The organism is Streptomyces sp. NPDC033131 (genome assembly GCF_055578365.1).
Genome location: NZ_JBVIPA010000003.1, coordinates 326,735 through 341,959, shown reverse-complemented (window position 1 = coordinate 341,959; position 15,225 = coordinate 326,735). Strand labels below are relative to the sequence as shown.

The following is a 15,225-nucleotide window of genomic DNA, read 5'->3' as shown; positions in this document are numbered from 1 at the left end:
GCGGGGCACCTGCTCTAGCTACCCGAGCGCCCTTGGACGTACTCCGTCGGGATGACCGGTTCTCCGCGCGACAACTGCGTCGCCGACAACGGCAGCCCGGCCCGGGCGGCCGCGTGCCGGTCGCGTACGACGTCCAGCGGTTCCCGCGCGACGACCTCGCCGCCCTTGACCAGCTCGACGAGCAGCTGCCTCTCGACGAGTTCGCCCGGCACCGGTCCGGTGCCGACGACCTCGGCCTCCGCGACCCCGTGCTCGTCCAGGCGCCGGGCGGCCCACTTGCGGCCGCCGACGGACGTCTTGCCGCCGGTCGACTTCTTCGCCACCGGCACCAGCGGGGCCTTCGGGTCGGCGGACTCGGCGCGGGCGACCAGCTTGTAGACCATCGCGGCCGTCGGGTGCCCGGAGCCGGTCACCAGCTGGGTGCCGACGCCGTACGCGTCCACCGGCGCCACCGCCAGCGAGGCGATCGCGTACTCGTCGAGGTCCGAGGTCACGATGATCCGCGTGTTGGTGGCGCCCAGCTCGTCCAGCTGGTCCCGTACCCGGTGCGCGACGAGCAGCAGGTCGCCGGAGTCGATGCGCACCGCGCCCAGCTCGGGTCCGGCGACCTCGACGGCCGTCCGGACGGCCTCGGTGACGTCGTAGGTGTCCACGAGCAGCGTGGTGCCCCGGCCGAGGGAGTTCACCTGGGCTTGGAAGGCGTCCCGCTCCTGGTCGTGCAGGAGGGTGAAGGCGTGGGCGGACGTGCCGACCGTGGGGATGCCGTACCGGAAGCCGGCCGCCAGGTCGGAGGTGGTGGTGAAGCCGCCGACGTAGGCGGCGCGCGCGGCGGCGACCGCCGCGAGCTCGTGGGTGCGGCGGGCGCCCATCTCGATCAGGGGGCGCTCGCCCGCGGCGGAGGACATGCGGGAGGCGGCCGCGGCGATCGCCGAGTCGTGGTTGAGGATCGACAGGATCACGGTCTCCAGGAGCACGCACTCGGCGAAGGAGCCCTCGACCCGCATGATCGGCGAGCCCGGGAAGTACACCTCGCCCTCCGGATAGCCCCAGATGTCACCCGAGAAGCGGTAGGAGGCGAGCCAGTCCAGAGTCTCGTCGTCGACGATGCCGCCGTCGCGCAGGAAGCCGAGGACGTCCGCGTCGAAACGGAAGTTCTCGACCGCGTCCAGCACCCGGCCGGTGCCCGCGACGACGCCGTAGCGGCGCCCCTCCGGCAGCCGCCGGGTGAAGACCTCGAACACGCTGCGCCGTTCGGCGGTACCCGCCTTCAAGGCGGCCTGCAGCATCGTGAGCTCGTACTGGTCCGTGAAGAGCGCTGTCGAGGGAACGTCCACCGGCAGCCCAAGGTCCGCTGTGTTCATGGCAACAGATGCTACCCCCATTTGTGTCAGTGTGACGATTTGTGGCGTGCGTGGCAGCATGGCCATGTGACGTCACCCGCTCCCGTAGAGATCGAACGCACCGAGTCGGCGGAAGAGGTCTTCGCCGTCCCCGAGCCGGACGTCCCTTGGGTCACCATCGTCCACAACGACCCCGTCAACCTCATGAGCTATGTGACGTACGTCTTCCAGTCGTACTTCGGCTACTCCAAGGACAAGGCCACCAAGCTCATGCTCGACGTCCACCACAAGGGCCGGGCCGTCGTCTCCAGCGGCAGCCGCGAGGAGATGGAGCGCGACGTGCAGGCGATGCACGGCTACGGCCTGTGGGCCACCCTCCAACAGGACCGGAAGTAGCGATACCCCCTGATGCCAGGACACTTCGAACCGCTCCCCGGCGGCGGCGCGGCCGTCGCCCTCGACGACGTCGAGATCTCCATCATCCGGTCGCTGGCCGTCCAGCTCCTGGAGCTCATCGGCCCCGGCCCCGCCGGGGGCGCCCCCGACGACCCGCTCGCCGAGCTCTTCGCCGACGGCCCGAGCGAGCCGCCCGCCGACCCCGTCCTGATGCGCCTCTTCCCGGACGCCTACAGCGACCCCGAGGGCACCCCGGGGCCCAAGGAGACCGAGCAGCAGCGGGCGTACTCCTCCGAGTTCCGCCGCTACACCGAGAACGACCTGCGGGCCGGCAAGCGCGACAACGCCCTCGTGGTGATCCATACGCTGAACGAGCTCAGGGGCGCGGGCGAGGGCGGGGCCGTCCTCAAGCTGTCACCCGAGCAGTCCCAGCAGTGGCTCGGCGCCCTCAACGACCTGCGTCTGGCGATCGGCTCCCGGCTGGACATCGCGGCCGAGGAGGACACCGACCTCCTCTACCGGCTGCCCGACGAGGACCCGCGCAAGCCGATGGTCATGGCGTACCTGTGGCTCGGAGGGCTCCAGGAGACCCTCGTTTCGACACTCATGCCCTGACTTGTGACGGTTCTGTGTTCGCTCAGAGGACACTCAAATCCGGATAACGATCGCGTCACCGCGACGGCCACCTATGCCCCTCCAGGGTGGCTTTTGTCCAACTCTCCCTGTGTGCTGCGCCACACGTCGCTCAGGCGATCATCATTGCGGCCGTGATAAATCTTCACGACCGCCCGGCGAACACCACCCGAATGTTCGGCCGGGTGCGCCACCGAGCCGGCGGATCGCCGGCCAGGCACGAGCGGGCCGCGAGGCCCACTCAGCTCCATCAGTCCGGGGGGATCGGAACCCGATCCGAGGCCGACGAGAGGCCCGGTTCGGCATGGAGGAAGGCGCACCACACATGACCTCAGCGCAGGTCGACACGGAGAAGACCCCCGAGGGAGAGGGGTACGAACGCGGGCTCGGCAGCCGCCAGGTCCAGATGATCGCCATCGGCGGCGCCATCGGCGTCGGCCTCTTCCTGGGAGCCGGGGCGAACATCGCCAAGGCCGGACCCAGCCTCATCTTCATGTACGCCCTCGCAGGCGTGATCATCTTCTTCATCATGCGGGCGCTCGGCGAGCTCCTGCTCTACCGCCCGGTCTCGGGCTCCTTCGCGGAGTACTCCCGCGAGTTCCTCGGCCCGTTCTTCGGCTACTTCACCGGCTGGACGTACTGGCTGATGTGGGTGGTCACCGGCATGGCCGAACTGACGGCCGCCGCCATCTACGTCAACTACTGGTTCCCCGACATCCCGCGATGGGTGACCGCCCTGGTCTTCCTGGTGATCCTCTTCGGGGTCAACCTGATCTCCGTGAAGGTCTTCGGCGAGCTCGAGTTCTGGTTCTCGATGGTCAAGGTCACCGCCCTCATCGGCATGATCGTCATCGGCCTGGGCGTCCTCACCTTCGGCTTCAGCAGCGCCGGTGACACCGCGGCCGTCTCCAACCTCTGGGCCTTCGACGGATTCTTCCCCAAGGGCGTCGGCTCGTCCCTGATGACCCTGCAGGGCGTCATGTTCGCCTACCTCGCCGTCGAACTGGTCGGCGTCACGGCCGGCGAGTCCGAGGACCCGGAGAAGACCCTCCCCAAGGCGATCAACACCCTGCCCTGGCGCATCGCGCTCTTCTACGTCGGTGCCCTCACCGTCATCCTGTGCGTGGTCAAGTGGACCGAGTTCGCACCGGGCGTGAGCCCCTTCGTCGAGGCCTTCGCGAAGATCGGCATCCCGGCGGGCGCCGCCATCGTGAACTTCGTCGTGCTCACCGCCGCCCTGTCGTCCTGCAACTCCGGCATGTACTCCACGGGCCGCATGCTGCGGAACCTGGCCGAGAGCGGAGAGGCCCCCGCGGCCTTCAAGAAGCTGTCCTCGACGAAGACCCCCGCCGTCGGCATCGCGGTCTCCGTCGCCTTCATGGGCATCGGCGTGATCCTGAACTACATCGTCCCCGAGAAGGCCTTCGGCTACGTCGTCTCCGTCGCCACCGCGGCCGGCATCTGGACCTGGCTCATGATCCTCATCAGCCACGTCCTGTACCGCCGCGCGGTCGTGGCCGGCCGCCTGCCCGCCTCGCCCTTCCCGGCGCCGGGCGGCTCCAAGTGCAGCTACGTCGCGATCGCCTTCCTGCTCTTCGTCACCGGCCTGATCGCGTACGACGCCGACGCCCGCGTCTGCCTCTACGTGATGGCCGGCTGGTTCACCGCCCTCGCCATCGGCTGGCGGATCCTGAAGAGCCGCGACCCGCACATCGCCGAGCGCGGCGGCGAAGCGGAGTTCGAGAAGGTCGGCTGACCCCTCCGCTCACGATGTGGGCCGCCCCGTACCACCCTCCGGTACGGGGCGGCCCTTCTGTTTATGCTGACCAGCATGCTGACCATCACCCAGGCCCTGTTCGACCAGATCGTCGCCCACGCGCGCGAGGACCACCCCGACGAGGCGTGCGGCGTGGTCGCCGGCCCGGAGGGCACCGGCCGCCCCGAGCGCTTCATCCCGATGCTGAACGCCGCCCGCTCGCCCACGTTCTACGAGTTCGACTCGCAGGACCTGCTCAAGCTCTACCGCGAGATGGACGACCGCGACGAGGAGCCGGTGGTCATCTACCACTCCCACACCGCGACCGAGGCCTACCCCTCCCGCACCGACATCTCCTACGCCAACGAGCCGGGCGCCCACTACGTCCTCGTCTCCACGGCCGACACCGACGAGGCGGGCCCCTTCCAGTTCCGCTCGTTCCGGATCGTGGAGGGCGAGGTGACCGAGGAGGAGATCAAGGTCGTCGAGGCATACTGACCGCCGTACGCCCGCGAACAACTCGCCGTATCGGAGATGGTGTTGACGCAGCGGCCGAACCCACGGCGCCCCACCCTGCAGGACGTCGCCCGCCGCTCGGGCGTTTCCAAGTCCACGGTGTCACGAGTAATCAACGACGAGCCCAAGGTGCGCGCCGAGGTCGCCGACCGCGTCCGGGAAGTGATCACCGAGCTCGGCTACGTCCCGAACCAGGCCGCCCGCCAACTGGTCACCCACCGCACCCACGCGATCGCGGTCGTGGCGACCGAACCCGACAACCGGCTCTTCCTCGACCCCTTCTTCGACTGCCTCCTGCGCGGCATCCGCAGAGAACTCGCCCAGCACGGCGCCCAGGCGGTCCTGCTCTTCCTGGACGAGGCGGACGACTACCCGCGCGTGGCCGACTACCTCGGCGGCGGCCACGTCGACGGCGCCATCGTGTTCTCCCTGCGCCCCGGCGACCGGCTGCACGAGATGATCGACCGGATCGGCCTGCCCGCCGTCTTCGGCGGCCGGCCACTGCTGCGCGACGGCGACACCGCGCACCGCCACGCCCACGTCGACGGCGACAACCGCGGGGGAGCCCGGCAGGCCGTCCAGCACCTGGTCTCGCTCGGCAGGACACGCATCGCGACCGTCACCGGCCCCTACGACCAGGAGACCTCCGCCGCCGACCGGCTCGCCGGCTACCGGGACGTCCTGCCCGACGCCCCGCCCGACCTGACCGAACGGGCCGACTACACCCGCCAGGCCGGCGCCGACGCGATGGCCGCGCTCCTCGCCCGGCGCCCCGACCTGGACGCCGCCTTCGTCGCCTCCGACCTCATGGCCTCCGGCGCCCTGCAGACACTGCGGGCCCACGGACGCCGGGTGCCCGAGGACGTGGCCGTCGTCGGCTTCGACGACCTCACCGGCATCACGGAGTCGACCGACCCGCCCCTGACCACCATCCACCAGGACGTCGACGGCATGGGCCGTCTGATGGCCCGGCTGCTGTTCGACGCCGAGCGGATCAAGGCCCCCGCCACCGTCGTCGTACCGACCCGCTTGGTCCTGCGCGGGTCCGCCTGAACAGGGCGGTCTCACTCCCCGGCCGGAAACCGTCCGGAATGTGGGATCACATTCCGGGACCCCGACCGGGAATCGATACGATGACCCCATGGTTTCCCACGACGTGAGCGAAAAGACGCCGGGCATGCTGCTCGTGGCGCGGCTGCACGTCGACCTGTGCAGGCTCGCCAGCGCCATCTGTTGACGCTGCCCTGCCGCCGTACGGCCGTGAGCCGCGGCGCCTGACCCGCACCACCCCCGCTGTCCAGCGCTGCCGCGCGCCCACCGACCAGACACCTTCCGACAGGAGCCCTCAGCCATGGCCATCGAGGTCCGCATCCCGACCATCCTCCGCCAGTACACCGACGGCCAGAAGGCCGTGGAGGGCACCGGGGACACCCTCGCCGAGCTCTTCACCGACCTCGAGACCCGGCATGCGGGCATCCAGGCCCGCATCGTGGACGGCGGGGAACTGCGCCGCTTCGTCAACGTCTACCTGAACGACGAGGACGTCCGCTTCCTCGACGGCATCACCACCAAGCTCACCGACGGCGACAGCATCACGATCCTGCCGGCCGTGGCCGGCGGCATGGTCTAAGGCCCGCTGCCCCCCATGCGCTACGACTCCCCGCTGGCCGCGGTGGGCAACACCCCCCTGGTGCGCCTGCCGCGGCTCTCGCCGTCCGCCGACGTCCGTATCTGGGCGAAGCTGGAGGACCGCAACCCGACCGGCTCCGTCAAGGACCGCCCCGCCCTGCACATGATCGAGCAGGCCGAGAAGGACGGCCGCCTGACCCCCGGCTGCACGATCCTCGAGCCCACCTCCGGCAACACCGGCATCTCCCTCGCCATGGCCGCCAAGCTCAAGGGCTACCGCATGGTGTGCGTGATGCCCGAGAACACCTCACAGGAACGCCGCGAACTCCTCGGCATGTGGGGCGCCGAGATCATCCCGTCGCCCGCCGCCGGCGGCTCCAACACCGCCGTACGGGTCGCCAAGGAGCTCTCCGCCGAGCACCCCGACTGGGTGATGCTCTACCAGTACGGCAACCCCGACAACGCCGGCGCCCACTACGCGACGACCGGCCCGGAGATCCTGACCGACCTCCCCTCGGTCACCCACTTCGTCGCGGGCCTCGGCACCACCGGCACCCTCATGGGCGTCGGCCGCTACCTCCGCGAGCACAAGCCGGACGTCAAGATCGTCGCCGCCGAGCCGCGCTACGACGACCTGGTCTACGGCCTGCGCAACCTCGACGAGGGCTTCGTACCGGAGCTGTACGACGCCTCCGTCCTGACCACCCGCTTCTCCGTCGGCTCAGCCGACGCGGTCACCCGCACCCGCGAGCTCCTCCAGCAGGAGGGCATCTTCGCGGGCGTCTCCACCGGCGCCGCCCTGCACGCGGCGATCGGCGTCGGCAACAAGGCCGTCAAGGCGGGCGAGAGCGCGGACATCGTGTTCGTCGTCGCCGACGGCGGCTGGAAGTACCTGTCCACGGGTGTCTACACGGCGGCCACCACGGAAGAGGCCATCGAGACCCTCCAGGGCCAGCTCTGGGCCTGAGCCCTCGACGGGCGTAAGCCCTTGAGCAGCCCCTACGCAGCCAGGTGACGGACCTGGTCCCACAGGACCGGGTCCACCACCCCCACCCTCCGCCGGAACTCCCGCACCGGCACCTCGCGCAGCTCGTCCGTCTCCAGGAAGCTCGCCCGCCCGTGGGCGTCGCCCACCGACCCCGGCGGCAACGGAATCACCCCGGCCCGCTCGTCGCGGCCCTTGCTGGTGATCTTCGCGACGGTCGCCCGCTCACCGTGCACCACCAGCACCAGACACGGCCGGTCCTTACTCCCGGGCCCGTCCTCGTACGGCACGTTCGCCCACCAGATCTCCGCAGGCCGCGGCCGCGCCCCACCCCGCCCGCGCGGCCCGGCCGGCCGCCCCGGCGGACGCGTCCGCCGCCCCGCCGGACGCCGGCCGCGCCCCCAGCCGTCGACGAGCGTGGCGACCGCCGCGAGCAGTACCACCGCGGCGAGCGCGAGCCACCAGGACGTATCCATGGGCCTGACGTTACCGGCGTGCGATCACCTATGCGCGCCCTTCCCGTGCGCCGCACGCCCCCGGGTCCAGCCGAACCGGTGACACCACAGGTGAGTTCCCCCACAACAGCCCCTGGTGGAGGAGCGACCATGAGTTTTGCGCCTTACGCTCGACGCACCGCACGACCCCCGTCTCCTTCCCAGAAAAGTTCCCGCCAGCGGAGGTTTCTGCTTTATGAAGCTCACCGTCGTCGGCTGCTCGGGGTCGTTCCCGTCCGCGGAATCGGCCTGCTCGAGCTACCTCGTCGAGGCCGACGGCTTCCGGCTGCTTCTCGACATGGGCAACGGTGCCCTCGGCGAGCTGCAGCGCCACTGCGGTCTCTACGACCTCGACGCGATCTTCCTCAGCCACCTGCACGCCGACCACTGCATCGACATGTGCGCCTACTTCGTCGCGCGCTACTACCGCCACGACGGCGGCCGCTGCGACCCGATCCCGGTCTACGGCCCCGAGGGCACCGAGCACCGCCTCACCACGGCCTACGCCGACACCCCCACCGCCTCCTCCATGAGCGAGGTCTTCGACTTCCACACGGTCAAGCCGTCCACCTTCGAGATCGGCCCGTTCACGGTCCACACCGAACGCGTGGCCCACCCCGTGGAGGCGTACGGCATCCGCGTCGAGCACGCCGGGAAGTCACTGACGTACTCCGGCGACACCGGCATCAGCCCGGCCCTGGACGAACTCGCCCGCGACACCGACCTGTTCCTGTGCGAGGCCGCCTTCACGCACGGCAAGGAGAGCATCCCCGACCTGCACCTCAACGGCCGCGAGGCGGGCGAGACGGCGAGCAGGGCAGGAGCCCGCCGCCTGATCCTCACCCACATCCCCCCGTGGACCGACCCCCAGACCAACCTGGCCGACGCGCGCACGGTGTACGACGGCCCGGTGGAACTGGCGGCGCCGAGGAAGTCGTACGAGATCTGAGTCCCCGAACGACACAAGGCCCCCGAAGCTCGGTGCTCCGGGGGCCTTCCTGCGTGCGGAGGCGGCCTACGGCCTACTTGGCCTCCGCCTTCTGCAACTCCGCCAGTTCCTCGTCGGACTCGCGGCCCGGTGTCGGCAGGTTGAACTTGATGATCGCGAAGCGGAAGACGACGTAGTAGACCACCGCGAAGCACAAGCCCACCACGGCCAGGCCGAGCGGGTTGGTCGCGATGCCCAGGTTCAGGGCGTAGTCGATCGCGCCGGCCGAGAAGCCGAAGCCGTCCTTCATGCCGAGTGCCCAGGTCAGCGCCATCGAGACACCGGTGAGGAGCGCGTGGATCCCGTACAGGACCGGCGCGATGAACATGAACGTGAACTCGATCGGCTCGGTCACGCCGGTGAAGAAGGACGTCAGCGCGAGGGAGAACATCATGCCGCCGACGACCTTGCGGCGCTCCGGACGAGCACAGTGCACGATCGCCAGGCACGCGGCCGGCAGCGCGAACATCATGATCGGGAAGAAACCGGTCATGAACTGGCCCGCCGTCGGGTCACCGGCCAGGAAGCGGCCGATGTCGCCGCTCTTGCCCTCGTACTCGCCCGCCTGGAACCACGGGAACGAGTTCAGCAGATGGTGCATGCCGATCGGGATCAGCGCACGGTTGGCGACACCGAAGATGCCGGCGCCGACCGCGCCCGAACCGACCAGCCACTCGCCGAGGTTGTGCAGGCCCGTGCCGAGGACCGGCCAGATGTATCCGAAGACGATGCCGATGACCAGACCCGCGAAGGCCGACACGATCGGAACCAGACGACGGCCGCCGAAGAAGCCCGCCCAGTCCGGCAGCTTGGTCCGGTACAACTTCTGGTACAGCAGGGCCACCACGATGCCCATCACCACACCGCCGAGGACCTTGGCGTCCACCGGCGCGTCCACCATGACGACCTTGCCGTCGACGGCCGTCGCCACCTTCGGCAGGTTCTTGTCGGTGAACGTGGCGAGCACGTTCTTGAAGACCAGGTAGCCGACCACGGCGGCGAGGGCCGTCGAGCCGTCCGACTTCTTGGCGAAGCCGATCGCGATACCCACGGCGAACAGCAGCGCCATGTTGTCGAGGATCGCGTTGCCGCCGGCCGCCATGAAGCCGGCGATCTTCGTGATGAACGCGGGGAACTCCGGGTCTCCCAGCATGTCGGGGTTGCCGAAACGGACCAGGAGAGCGGCGGCGGGCAGGACGGCCACCGGCAGCATCAGGCTGCGGCCGATACGCTGCATGACAGCCATCACGCCCGCGCCCTTCTTCTTGTCGGCCGCGGGAGCGGCGCTGGCCGTGGTCACAACTTCCTCCAGAGGGCATGGCGCCGCCCGGGGACAGGGGAAGGGGGACGGCGGCGTCTCTTTGCCACGCGGGGGGACCGCATGGTCTACACCACTCAGTGGTGTAGACCTGTTGTAGCACGGTGAAGGGCGGATAAGGAACCCGCGATTTCGGTGACGAAACGGCTACGGCACACAAGGCTTGGCGACCGCCTGCCAGGTGGTGTAGACCAGCTACGGACGATTTCGAAGCTGTGCCGTCATCCTTCGGGACGTACAGCGCGATCGCTCGCAAAGACGGATCAACTGTGGGTTACTGCGACAAAGCGGCTCGGATCAGGGAGAAAGAACATGGCCACCAAGGCTGAGAAGATCGTTGCCGGGCTCGGCGGCATCGACAACATCGAAGAAGTCGAAGGCTGCATCACCCGCCTCCGCACCGAAGTCGTCGACGCCGGCAAGGTCGACGAAGCCGCCCTGAAGGCCGCCGGCGCCCACGGCGTCGTCAAGATGGGCACCGCCATCCAGGTCGTCATCGGCACCGACGCCGACCCCATCGCCGCGGAAATCGAAGATCTGATGTGAGCCCGCGCGCCCGCCAAGGCCGCGCGCTCACCCGGCAGGGGCCCATTCCCACCACGGGACGGGCCCCTTCCCCATGTACGGCTAGGCTCGACGCCATGTCCCGAATCGACGGCCGCACCCCCGAACAACTCCGCCCGGTCACCATCGAACGCGGCTGGAGCAAGCACGCCGAAGGATCCGTCCTCGTCTCCTTCGGCGACACCAAAGTCTTCTGCACCGCCTCCGTCACCGAAGGCGTCCCCCGCTGGCGCAAAGGCAGCGGCGAAGGCTGGGTCACCGCCGAGTACTCGATGCTCCCCCGCGCCACCAACACCCGCGGCGACCGCGAATCCGTCCGCGGCAAGATCGGCGGCCGCACCCACGAGATCAGCCGCCTCATCGGCCGCTCCCTCCGCGCCGTCATCGACTACAAGGCCCTCGGCGAGAACACCATCGTCCTCGACTGCGACGTCCTCCAGGCCGACGGCGGCACCCGCACCGCCGCGATCACCGGCGCCTACGTCGCCCTCGCTGACGCCATCACCTGGGCCCAGGGCAAGAAACTCATCAAAGCCGGCCGCCAGCCCCTCACCGGAACCGTCAGCGCCGTCTCGGTCGGCATCGTGGGCGGAGTCCCACTCCTCGACCTCTGCTACGAGGAGGACGTCCGCGCCGAGACCGACATGAACGTCGTCTGCACCGGCGACGGCCGCTTCGTCGAGGTCCAGGGCACCGCCGAAGCCGAACCCTTCGCCCGCGACGAACTCAACGCCCTCCTCGACCTCGCCGTCGCCGGCTGCACCGACCTGGCAGCCCTCCAGCGCAAGGCACTTGATACCGTCCTCGAAAAGTAAAGGACGCACCAAGAAGGACGGCCACCGGTCGCAACCCAACCGACCGTCCTCGCGTCACTACCGGTACGGGCGTACGGCTCACCGCCGTGCGCCCGGCCAGCACGAGGGCCGGCCAGGACACGACCTGGGGCCCTGCCAACGGAGGGAACAGATCCATGGCCGCGAGCCGACGCCGCCCAAGTCGCCGAATCGCCATCGTCGCCGCGGTGGCCGCCGTCGGACTGACGACCGGCCTCACCACCGGCTGCGACGCCGTCAGCAAGGCACTGGACTGCGTCCAGACCGCCGACGCCATCGCCGACAGCGTCACCGACCTCCAGCAGGCCGTGGAGAGCGCGTCGAACGACCCGACGCAGCTCGAGGAGTCCCTCAACTCCATCGACAAGAACCTCGACGAAATCGGCGACAAGACCGACAACGCCGACGTCAACAAGGCCGTCGACGACCTCGGCGCGGCCGTCACCAACGTCCGCACCTCCGTCGAGAACGGCGACAACACCCCCGACCTCAGCCCGATCACCGACGCGGCGGGCGAACTGACGAAGGTCTGCACGCCGTAGGTCAGCGGGAAAACCGGGAAGCAGCGAGGGCCATGGGGCCGGGATACTGAACCCCATGACCCGCCTGATCCTCGCCACCCGCAACGCCGGAAAGATCACCGAACTCCGCGCGATCCTCGCCGACGCCTCCCTGCCCCACGACCTCGTCGGCACGGAGGCGTACCCCGACATCCCCGACGTCAAGGAAACAGGCGTCACCTTCGCGGAGAACGCCCTGCTCAAGGCCCACGCCCTCGCCCAGGCAACCGGCCTGCCCGCCGTGGCCGACGACTCCGGCCTCTGCGTGGACGTCCTGAACGGCGCCCCCGGCATCTTCTCCGCCCGCTGGGCCGGCCGCCACGGCGACGACCGCGCGAACCTGGCGTTGCTGTTGGCCCAGCTCTCCGACATCGCCGACGAACACCGAGGCGCCCACTTCGCCTGCGCGGCGGCGCTGGCGTTGCCGGACGGCACGGAGAGGGTGGTCGAGGGCCGGCTGCGGGGCGTACTCCGCCACACCCCGACCGGCACGAACGGCTTCGGCTACGACCCGATCCTCCAGCCGGAGGGCGAAACCCGGACGTGCGCCGAGCTGACGGCGGAGGAGAAGAACGCGATCAGTCATCGGGGGCAGGCGTTCAGGGGGTTGGTGCCGGTGGTGCAGGAGCTGTTGGGCTGAGTTTACGGAAAGGCCCCGCACCTTGGAATCGAAGGTGCGGGGCCTTGTTTTCCTGTGGGCCCGGTGGGACTCGAACCCACGACACACCGGATCTAAACCGGCGTCCTCTTGCCAGCTGGGATACGGGCCCGCAGCGCTGCTTACTCTACTGGGCGTAGCTGAGTGCGTCGTCGGCCTCCTCGGCACCAGGTGCTGGTGATCGCGTGACAGTTGGGGCAGAGCAACCGCAGATTCTCGCGCCGGTCGTCTCTCCAGTCCCCGTTGATGTGATCGATCTCCAGGGTCATGGGCTTGCCGAGCCATTCCGGGCCAGTGCCGCACTTAACGCACTCTTCGGCTATACCAACCTCGTTGAGCGCTCGGCGTAGGCGCTTCGTCGTCGTCCGCTGTTTGCCCTTGTGCCGTACCAGAACATCTTCGGGCCGTTTGGCGTTCGGAGCCGGCCTTCCCCTCTGGTGTGCCTGCCCCAGGAAGTGTGCCGTCGTCAGGTGATCGTCGGCGATCCACTTGCGCAGCTTCTTCCGCTGTGCACCGTTGTCCGCGCAGCCCAGGTGGCGCAGCACCTCCGCCAAGGAGGAGGACTCCGTGACGGCCGCCCGTAGCTCTTCCCGTGTGGGCCGGGCGGACCGGCCGCAGGGGGCGAAGTGTGAGATGTCGATGCCGAAGTGGGCGAATCGCATGGTGAGGTACTTGCGTAGGTAGCCGTATGGCCGGGTGCCGAAGAAGGCAATGACCTCGTTCAGGTCGGTACACCGAGCTGCTGCCTCGACCAGGCGCTCGTGGGTGTACCGCACGCCCCTGGTCACGAGGCGCGCGCCTTGCCGCGTCCGCGGTAACTGTCGGTCGTCGAGTGACAGTTGGGGCACAGGAGCCTCAGGTTCTCGATGCGGTTGTTCCGCCAGTTGCCGTCGATGTGGTCGACCTCCAAGGGGAGCGGCTCTCCGAGCCACACTCCTTCGATCCCACACAGGGCGCAGTGCTCTTCCATGCCCAGCTCGGACATCGCCCGCTTCAGACGGTTGCTCGGGACCCGCATGGTGTGGGTGGACGTGTCCTCGGTGAGGATCTCCTCGGCAGTCCGACGGCGCTGGTTGTGCCGCTGCCGCTCCGTGCGGACCACTGGCGTGAAGTGGGAGGTGTTGATGCCATAAGCCTTGATGCGACGCGAGATGTGCGTGTGGTGACCGCCGACCACATCGAGCCCGAGCCGCCGTAGAACCTCGTTGACGCTCGACGATGCTGCGACCACCGGCTCAAGGATCTCCCTCGTCCACTTGGCCCCCTCGCGCTCGAAGTGCGCGACATCCACCCCCAGTTTCTTCATCCGTTGGGAGATGTACCGCCGCTTCCAACTCTTCGGGTCCACACCCAATCTCCCGCATGCTTCCGACAATGTCCGCGCCCCCCGAGCCGCCTCTTCCAGCCGCTCTTTCGGATACGCACTGGTCCCCATCGTTCCCCTCCGATCTCGGCCACACGTTCGTGGCTCGTACGGAGTAACGGAGCGGCTGTTCGACAGTCACGCTCGGAACGTAAAGACGGTTGATATGCTTATCGGCGAGGCCTTCCAGGCGCGGACTCTTGTCCGCTCGGGAGGCTTTTTTCATGGCCTCAGCAGAGTTGGATATTCGCACAGCAACCCCCGCCGACCGCCCCACCGGCGAACGCCTCTGGCTTCTCTTCCGGCATGATCTGTCCGAGTTCGGGGGGCAACTGCCCAACGCCGACGGGTCGTTCCGGAGGGAGCGGTTGGAGGCTGCCTTTTCCGGTGACGTCGACTGGGCGCCGTATCTCTTCCGCCTCGGCGAGCCTCCCGTCGGGTTCGCGTTCGTGCGGGGGCTCGGTAGTCCGACCCGGGTGCTCAGCAGTTTCTTCGTCGTGCGGGCGGTGCGGCGCAGTGGGGTGGGGCTTCGGGGTGTACGGGAGGTGGTTGCCCGGCATCCCGGGGAGTGGGAGATTCCCTTTCAGGACGTGAACACCGGTGCCGTCCGGTTCTGGCGGCGGGTCGCGGCCGAGCTCGTCGGGGATGCGTGGGTCGAGGGGGCCAGGCCGGTGCCCGGGCGGCCCGACCTGGCTCCTGACGTCTGGGTTTCGTTCAGATACCCAGGTCCTTGATGATCTTCGCCACGTGGCCGGTCGCACGGACGTTGTAGAGGGCGCGTTCTACCTTGCCCTCCTCGTCCACGATGATCGTGGAGCGGATGACGCCCATGTAGGTCTTGCCGTAGTTCTTCTTCTCGCCGTAGGCGGCGTAGGCCTCGGTGACGGTCTTGTCGGGGTCGGCGAGGAGGGCGATCTTCAGGGATTCCTTCTCGCGGAACTTCGCCAGCTTCTCCGGCTTGTCGGGGGAGATGCCGATGACGTCGTAGCCCGCGCCGGCCAGCAGCTCGAGGTTGTCTGTGAAGTCGCACGCCTGCTTGGTGCAGCCGGGGGTCAGGGCCGCCGGGTAGAAGTAGACGATGACCTTGCGGCCCTTGTGGTCGGACAGGGACACCGGGTTGCCGTCGGCGTCGGGGAGGGTGAAGGCGGGGGCCACGTCCCCGGGCTGGAGTCGCTCGCTCATCGGTCTAGCG

Annotated in this window: 20 protein-coding genes and 1 tRNA gene; 14 read left to right on the top strand and 7 right to left on the bottom strand. The window is 68.9% G+C overall.

Annotated features, from left to right (window positions below; translation table 11 throughout):
• Window positions 1-14: 14 nt before the first annotated feature.
• Window positions 15-1,361, bottom strand: coding sequence for a nicotinate phosphoribosyltransferase (locus tag ACZ5XS_RS06855; RefSeq protein WP_468648464.1), 1,347 nt, complete (start codon window positions 1,359-1,361; stop codon window positions 15-17).
• 66 nt (window positions 1,362-1,427) lie between these two features.
• On the opposite strand from ACZ5XS_RS06855, the gene clpS reads away from it, so the two are divergent.
• The 8 genes from clpS (at window position 1,428) to ACZ5XS_RS06815 (ending at window position 7,237) form a co-directional block, all read left to right on the top strand.
• The gene (clpS, locus tag ACZ5XS_RS06850; protein ID WP_053749283.1) at window positions 1,428-1,736 is read left to right on the top strand and encodes an ATP-dependent Clp protease adapter ClpS; all 309 of its coding nucleotides are present in this window, start codon (window positions 1,428-1,430) and stop codon (window positions 1,734-1,736) included.
• A 12-nt stretch (window positions 1,737-1,748) separates the two neighbouring features.
• Window positions 1,749-2,351, top strand: a complete 603-nt coding sequence (locus tag ACZ5XS_RS06845; protein WP_468648462.1) for a DUF2017 domain-containing protein — start codon at window positions 1,749-1,751, stop codon at window positions 2,349-2,351.
• 343 nt (window positions 2,352-2,694) lie between these two features.
• Window positions 2,695-4,125, top strand: a complete 1,431-nt coding sequence (locus ACZ5XS_RS06840) for an amino acid permease (protein ID WP_468648460.1) — start codon at window positions 2,695-2,697, stop codon at window positions 4,123-4,125.
• A gap of 75 nt (window positions 4,126-4,200) precedes the next feature.
• Window positions 4,201-4,623 carry a M67 family metallopeptidase gene (locus ACZ5XS_RS06835; RefSeq protein ID WP_217238708.1) on the top strand — a complete coding sequence of 141 codons (423 nt, stop codon included), beginning with the start codon at window positions 4,201-4,203 and terminating at the stop codon, window positions 4,621-4,623.
• Between the two features lie 36 nt (window positions 4,624-4,659).
• A complete protein-coding gene (locus tag ACZ5XS_RS06830; RefSeq protein ID WP_468648458.1) occupies window positions 4,660-5,694 on the top strand; it encodes a LacI family DNA-binding transcriptional regulator in 1,035 nt (344 codons plus the stop codon).
• Window positions 5,695-5,782: 88 nt separating this feature from the next.
• Window positions 5,783-5,878, top strand: a complete 96-nt coding sequence (locus ACZ5XS_RS06825) for a putative leader peptide (RefSeq protein WP_019759525.1) — start codon at window positions 5,783-5,785, stop codon at window positions 5,876-5,878.
• A 114-nt stretch (window positions 5,879-5,992) separates the two neighbouring features.
• Window positions 5,993-6,271 (top strand): MoaD/ThiS family protein, encoded by a 279-nt coding sequence (locus ACZ5XS_RS06820; protein WP_217238710.1) that lies wholly within the window; start codon window positions 5,993-5,995, stop codon window positions 6,269-6,271.
• A gap of 15 nt (window positions 6,272-6,286) precedes the next feature.
• Window positions 6,287-7,237: a PLP-dependent cysteine synthase family protein gene (locus ACZ5XS_RS06815; protein ID WP_468648456.1), complete on the top strand. Its 951-nt coding sequence runs from the start codon at window positions 6,287-6,289 to the stop codon at window positions 7,235-7,237.
• Window positions 7,238-7,269: 32 nt separating this feature from the next.
• On the opposite strand, the gene ACZ5XS_RS06810 is transcribed toward ACZ5XS_RS06815, so the two are convergent.
• Window positions 7,270-7,731 carry a type II toxin-antitoxin system PemK/MazF family toxin gene (locus ACZ5XS_RS06810; protein ID WP_468648454.1) on the bottom strand — a complete coding sequence of 154 codons (462 nt, stop codon included), beginning with the start codon at window positions 7,729-7,731 and terminating at the stop codon, window positions 7,270-7,272.
• 214 nt (window positions 7,732-7,945) lie between these two features.
• On the opposite strand from ACZ5XS_RS06810, the gene ACZ5XS_RS06805 reads away from it, so the two are divergent.
• Entirely contained in the window at window positions 7,946-8,698 is a 753-nt protein-coding gene (locus tag ACZ5XS_RS06805; RefSeq protein WP_468648452.1) for an MBL fold metallo-hydrolase, read from the top strand.
• A gap of 73 nt (window positions 8,699-8,771) precedes the next feature.
• Here ACZ5XS_RS06805 and ACZ5XS_RS06800 read toward each other — a convergent pair whose 3' ends face one another.
• Complete coding sequence (locus ACZ5XS_RS06800) at window positions 8,772-10,037, bottom strand: PTS transporter subunit EIIC (protein WP_468648450.1); 1,266 nt, start codon at window positions 10,035-10,037, stop codon at window positions 8,772-8,774.
• A gap of 330 nt (window positions 10,038-10,367) precedes the next feature.
• Between ACZ5XS_RS06800 and ACZ5XS_RS06795 the strand changes: the two genes are divergently transcribed.
• The 4 genes from ACZ5XS_RS06795 (at window position 10,368) to rdgB (ending at window position 12,652) form a co-directional block, all read left to right on the top strand.
• Window positions 10,368-10,601 carry a PTS sugar transporter subunit IIB gene (locus ACZ5XS_RS06795; protein ID WP_286062649.1) on the top strand — a complete coding sequence of 78 codons (234 nt, stop codon included), beginning with the start codon at window positions 10,368-10,370 and terminating at the stop codon, window positions 10,599-10,601.
• Between the two features lie 95 nt (window positions 10,602-10,696).
• Entirely contained in the window at window positions 10,697-11,434 is a 738-nt protein-coding gene (gene rph / locus ACZ5XS_RS06790; RefSeq protein WP_468648448.1) for a ribonuclease PH, read from the top strand.
• 155 nt (window positions 11,435-11,589) lie between these two features.
• Entirely contained in the window at window positions 11,590-11,994 is a 405-nt protein-coding gene (locus ACZ5XS_RS06785; RefSeq protein ID WP_217238716.1) for a hypothetical protein, read from the top strand.
• Between the two features lie 55 nt (window positions 11,995-12,049).
• Window positions 12,050-12,652: an RdgB/HAM1 family non-canonical purine NTP pyrophosphatase gene (rdgB, locus tag ACZ5XS_RS06780; RefSeq protein ID WP_468648446.1), complete on the top strand. Its 603-nt coding sequence runs from the start codon at window positions 12,050-12,052 to the stop codon at window positions 12,650-12,652.
• A 55-nt stretch (window positions 12,653-12,707) separates the two neighbouring features.
• On the opposite strand, the gene ACZ5XS_RS06775 is transcribed toward rdgB, so the two are convergent.
• From ACZ5XS_RS06775 to ACZ5XS_RS06765, 3 genes are all read right to left on the bottom strand, one after another.
• Window positions 12,708-12,782 (bottom strand) — tRNA-Leu (locus ACZ5XS_RS06775).
• 10 nt (window positions 12,783-12,792) lie between these two features.
• A complete protein-coding gene (locus ACZ5XS_RS06770; protein WP_468648444.1) occupies window positions 12,793-13,458 on the bottom strand; it encodes an HNH endonuclease in 666 nt (221 codons plus the stop codon).
• Window positions 13,455-14,105 (bottom strand): HNH endonuclease signature motif containing protein, encoded by a 651-nt coding sequence (locus tag ACZ5XS_RS06765; protein WP_468648442.1) that lies wholly within the window; start codon window positions 14,103-14,105, stop codon window positions 13,455-13,457. The genes ACZ5XS_RS06770 and ACZ5XS_RS06765 overlap by 4 nt, the downstream gene beginning before the upstream one ends.
• A gap of 152 nt (window positions 14,106-14,257) precedes the next feature.
• Between ACZ5XS_RS06765 and ACZ5XS_RS06760 the strand changes: the two genes are divergently transcribed.
• Entirely contained in the window at window positions 14,258-14,767 is a 510-nt protein-coding gene (locus ACZ5XS_RS06760; protein ID WP_468648440.1) for a GNAT family N-acetyltransferase, read from the top strand.
• Here ACZ5XS_RS06760 and bcp read toward each other — a convergent pair.
• Window positions 14,748-15,215 carry a thioredoxin-dependent thiol peroxidase gene (bcp, locus tag ACZ5XS_RS06755; protein ID WP_217238721.1) on the bottom strand — a complete coding sequence of 156 codons (468 nt, stop codon included), beginning with the start codon at window positions 15,213-15,215 and terminating at the stop codon, window positions 14,748-14,750. The two genes, ACZ5XS_RS06760 and bcp, sit on opposite strands and share 20 nt — an antisense overlap.
• Window positions 15,216-15,225: the final 10 nt, after the last annotated feature.

Bases quoted from the DNA above. Each gene is read 5' to 3' on its own strand.
- ACZ5XS_RS06810 (WP_468648454.1), bottom strand. From the start codon at position 7,731: ATGGATACGTCCTGGTGGCTCGCGCTCGCCGCGGTGGTACTGCTCGCG.
- ACZ5XS_RS06855 (WP_468648464.1), bottom strand. From the start codon at position 1,361: ATGAACACAGCGGACCTTGGGCTGCCGGTGGACGTTCCCTCGACAGCG.
- ACZ5XS_RS06845 (WP_468648462.1), top strand. From the start codon at position 1,749: ATGCCAGGACACTTCGAACCGCTCCCCGGCGGCGGCGCGGCCGTCGCC.
- ACZ5XS_RS06835 (WP_217238708.1), top strand. From the start codon at position 4,201: ATGCTGACCATCACCCAGGCCCTGTTCGACCAGATCGTCGCCCACGCG.
- ACZ5XS_RS06760 (WP_468648440.1), top strand. From the start codon at position 14,258: ATGGCCTCAGCAGAGTTGGATATTCGCACAGCAACCCCCGCCGACCGC.
- rph (WP_468648448.1), top strand. From the start codon at position 10,697: ATGTCCCGAATCGACGGCCGCACCCCCGAACAACTCCGCCCGGTCACC.
- bcp (WP_217238721.1), bottom strand. From the start codon at position 15,215: ATGAGCGAGCGACTCCAGCCCGGGGACGTGGCCCCCGCCTTCACCCTC.
- ACZ5XS_RS06815 (WP_468648456.1), top strand. From the start codon at position 6,287: ATGCGCTACGACTCCCCGCTGGCCGCGGTGGGCAACACCCCCCTGGTG.
- ACZ5XS_RS06830 (WP_468648458.1), top strand. From the start codon at position 4,660: ATGGTGTTGACGCAGCGGCCGAACCCACGGCGCCCCACCCTGCAGGAC.
- ACZ5XS_RS06785 (WP_217238716.1), top strand. From the start codon at position 11,590: ATGGCCGCGAGCCGACGCCGCCCAAGTCGCCGAATCGCCATCGTCGCC.
- ACZ5XS_RS06820 (WP_217238710.1), top strand. From the start codon at position 5,993: ATGGCCATCGAGGTCCGCATCCCGACCATCCTCCGCCAGTACACCGAC.
- rdgB (WP_468648446.1), top strand. From the start codon at position 12,050: ATGACCCGCCTGATCCTCGCCACCCGCAACGCCGGAAAGATCACCGAA.
- ACZ5XS_RS06825 (WP_019759525.1), top strand. From the start codon at position 5,783: ATGGTTTCCCACGACGTGAGCGAAAAGACGCCGGGCATGCTGCTCGTG.
- ACZ5XS_RS06765 (WP_468648442.1), bottom strand. From the start codon at position 14,105: ATGGGGACCAGTGCGTATCCGAAAGAGCGGCTGGAAGAGGCGGCTCGG.
- ACZ5XS_RS06805 (WP_468648452.1), top strand. From the start codon at position 7,946: ATGAAGCTCACCGTCGTCGGCTGCTCGGGGTCGTTCCCGTCCGCGGAA.
- ACZ5XS_RS06840 (WP_468648460.1), top strand. From the start codon at position 2,695: ATGACCTCAGCGCAGGTCGACACGGAGAAGACCCCCGAGGGAGAGGGG.
- ACZ5XS_RS06795 (WP_286062649.1), top strand. From the start codon at position 10,368: ATGGCCACCAAGGCTGAGAAGATCGTTGCCGGGCTCGGCGGCATCGAC.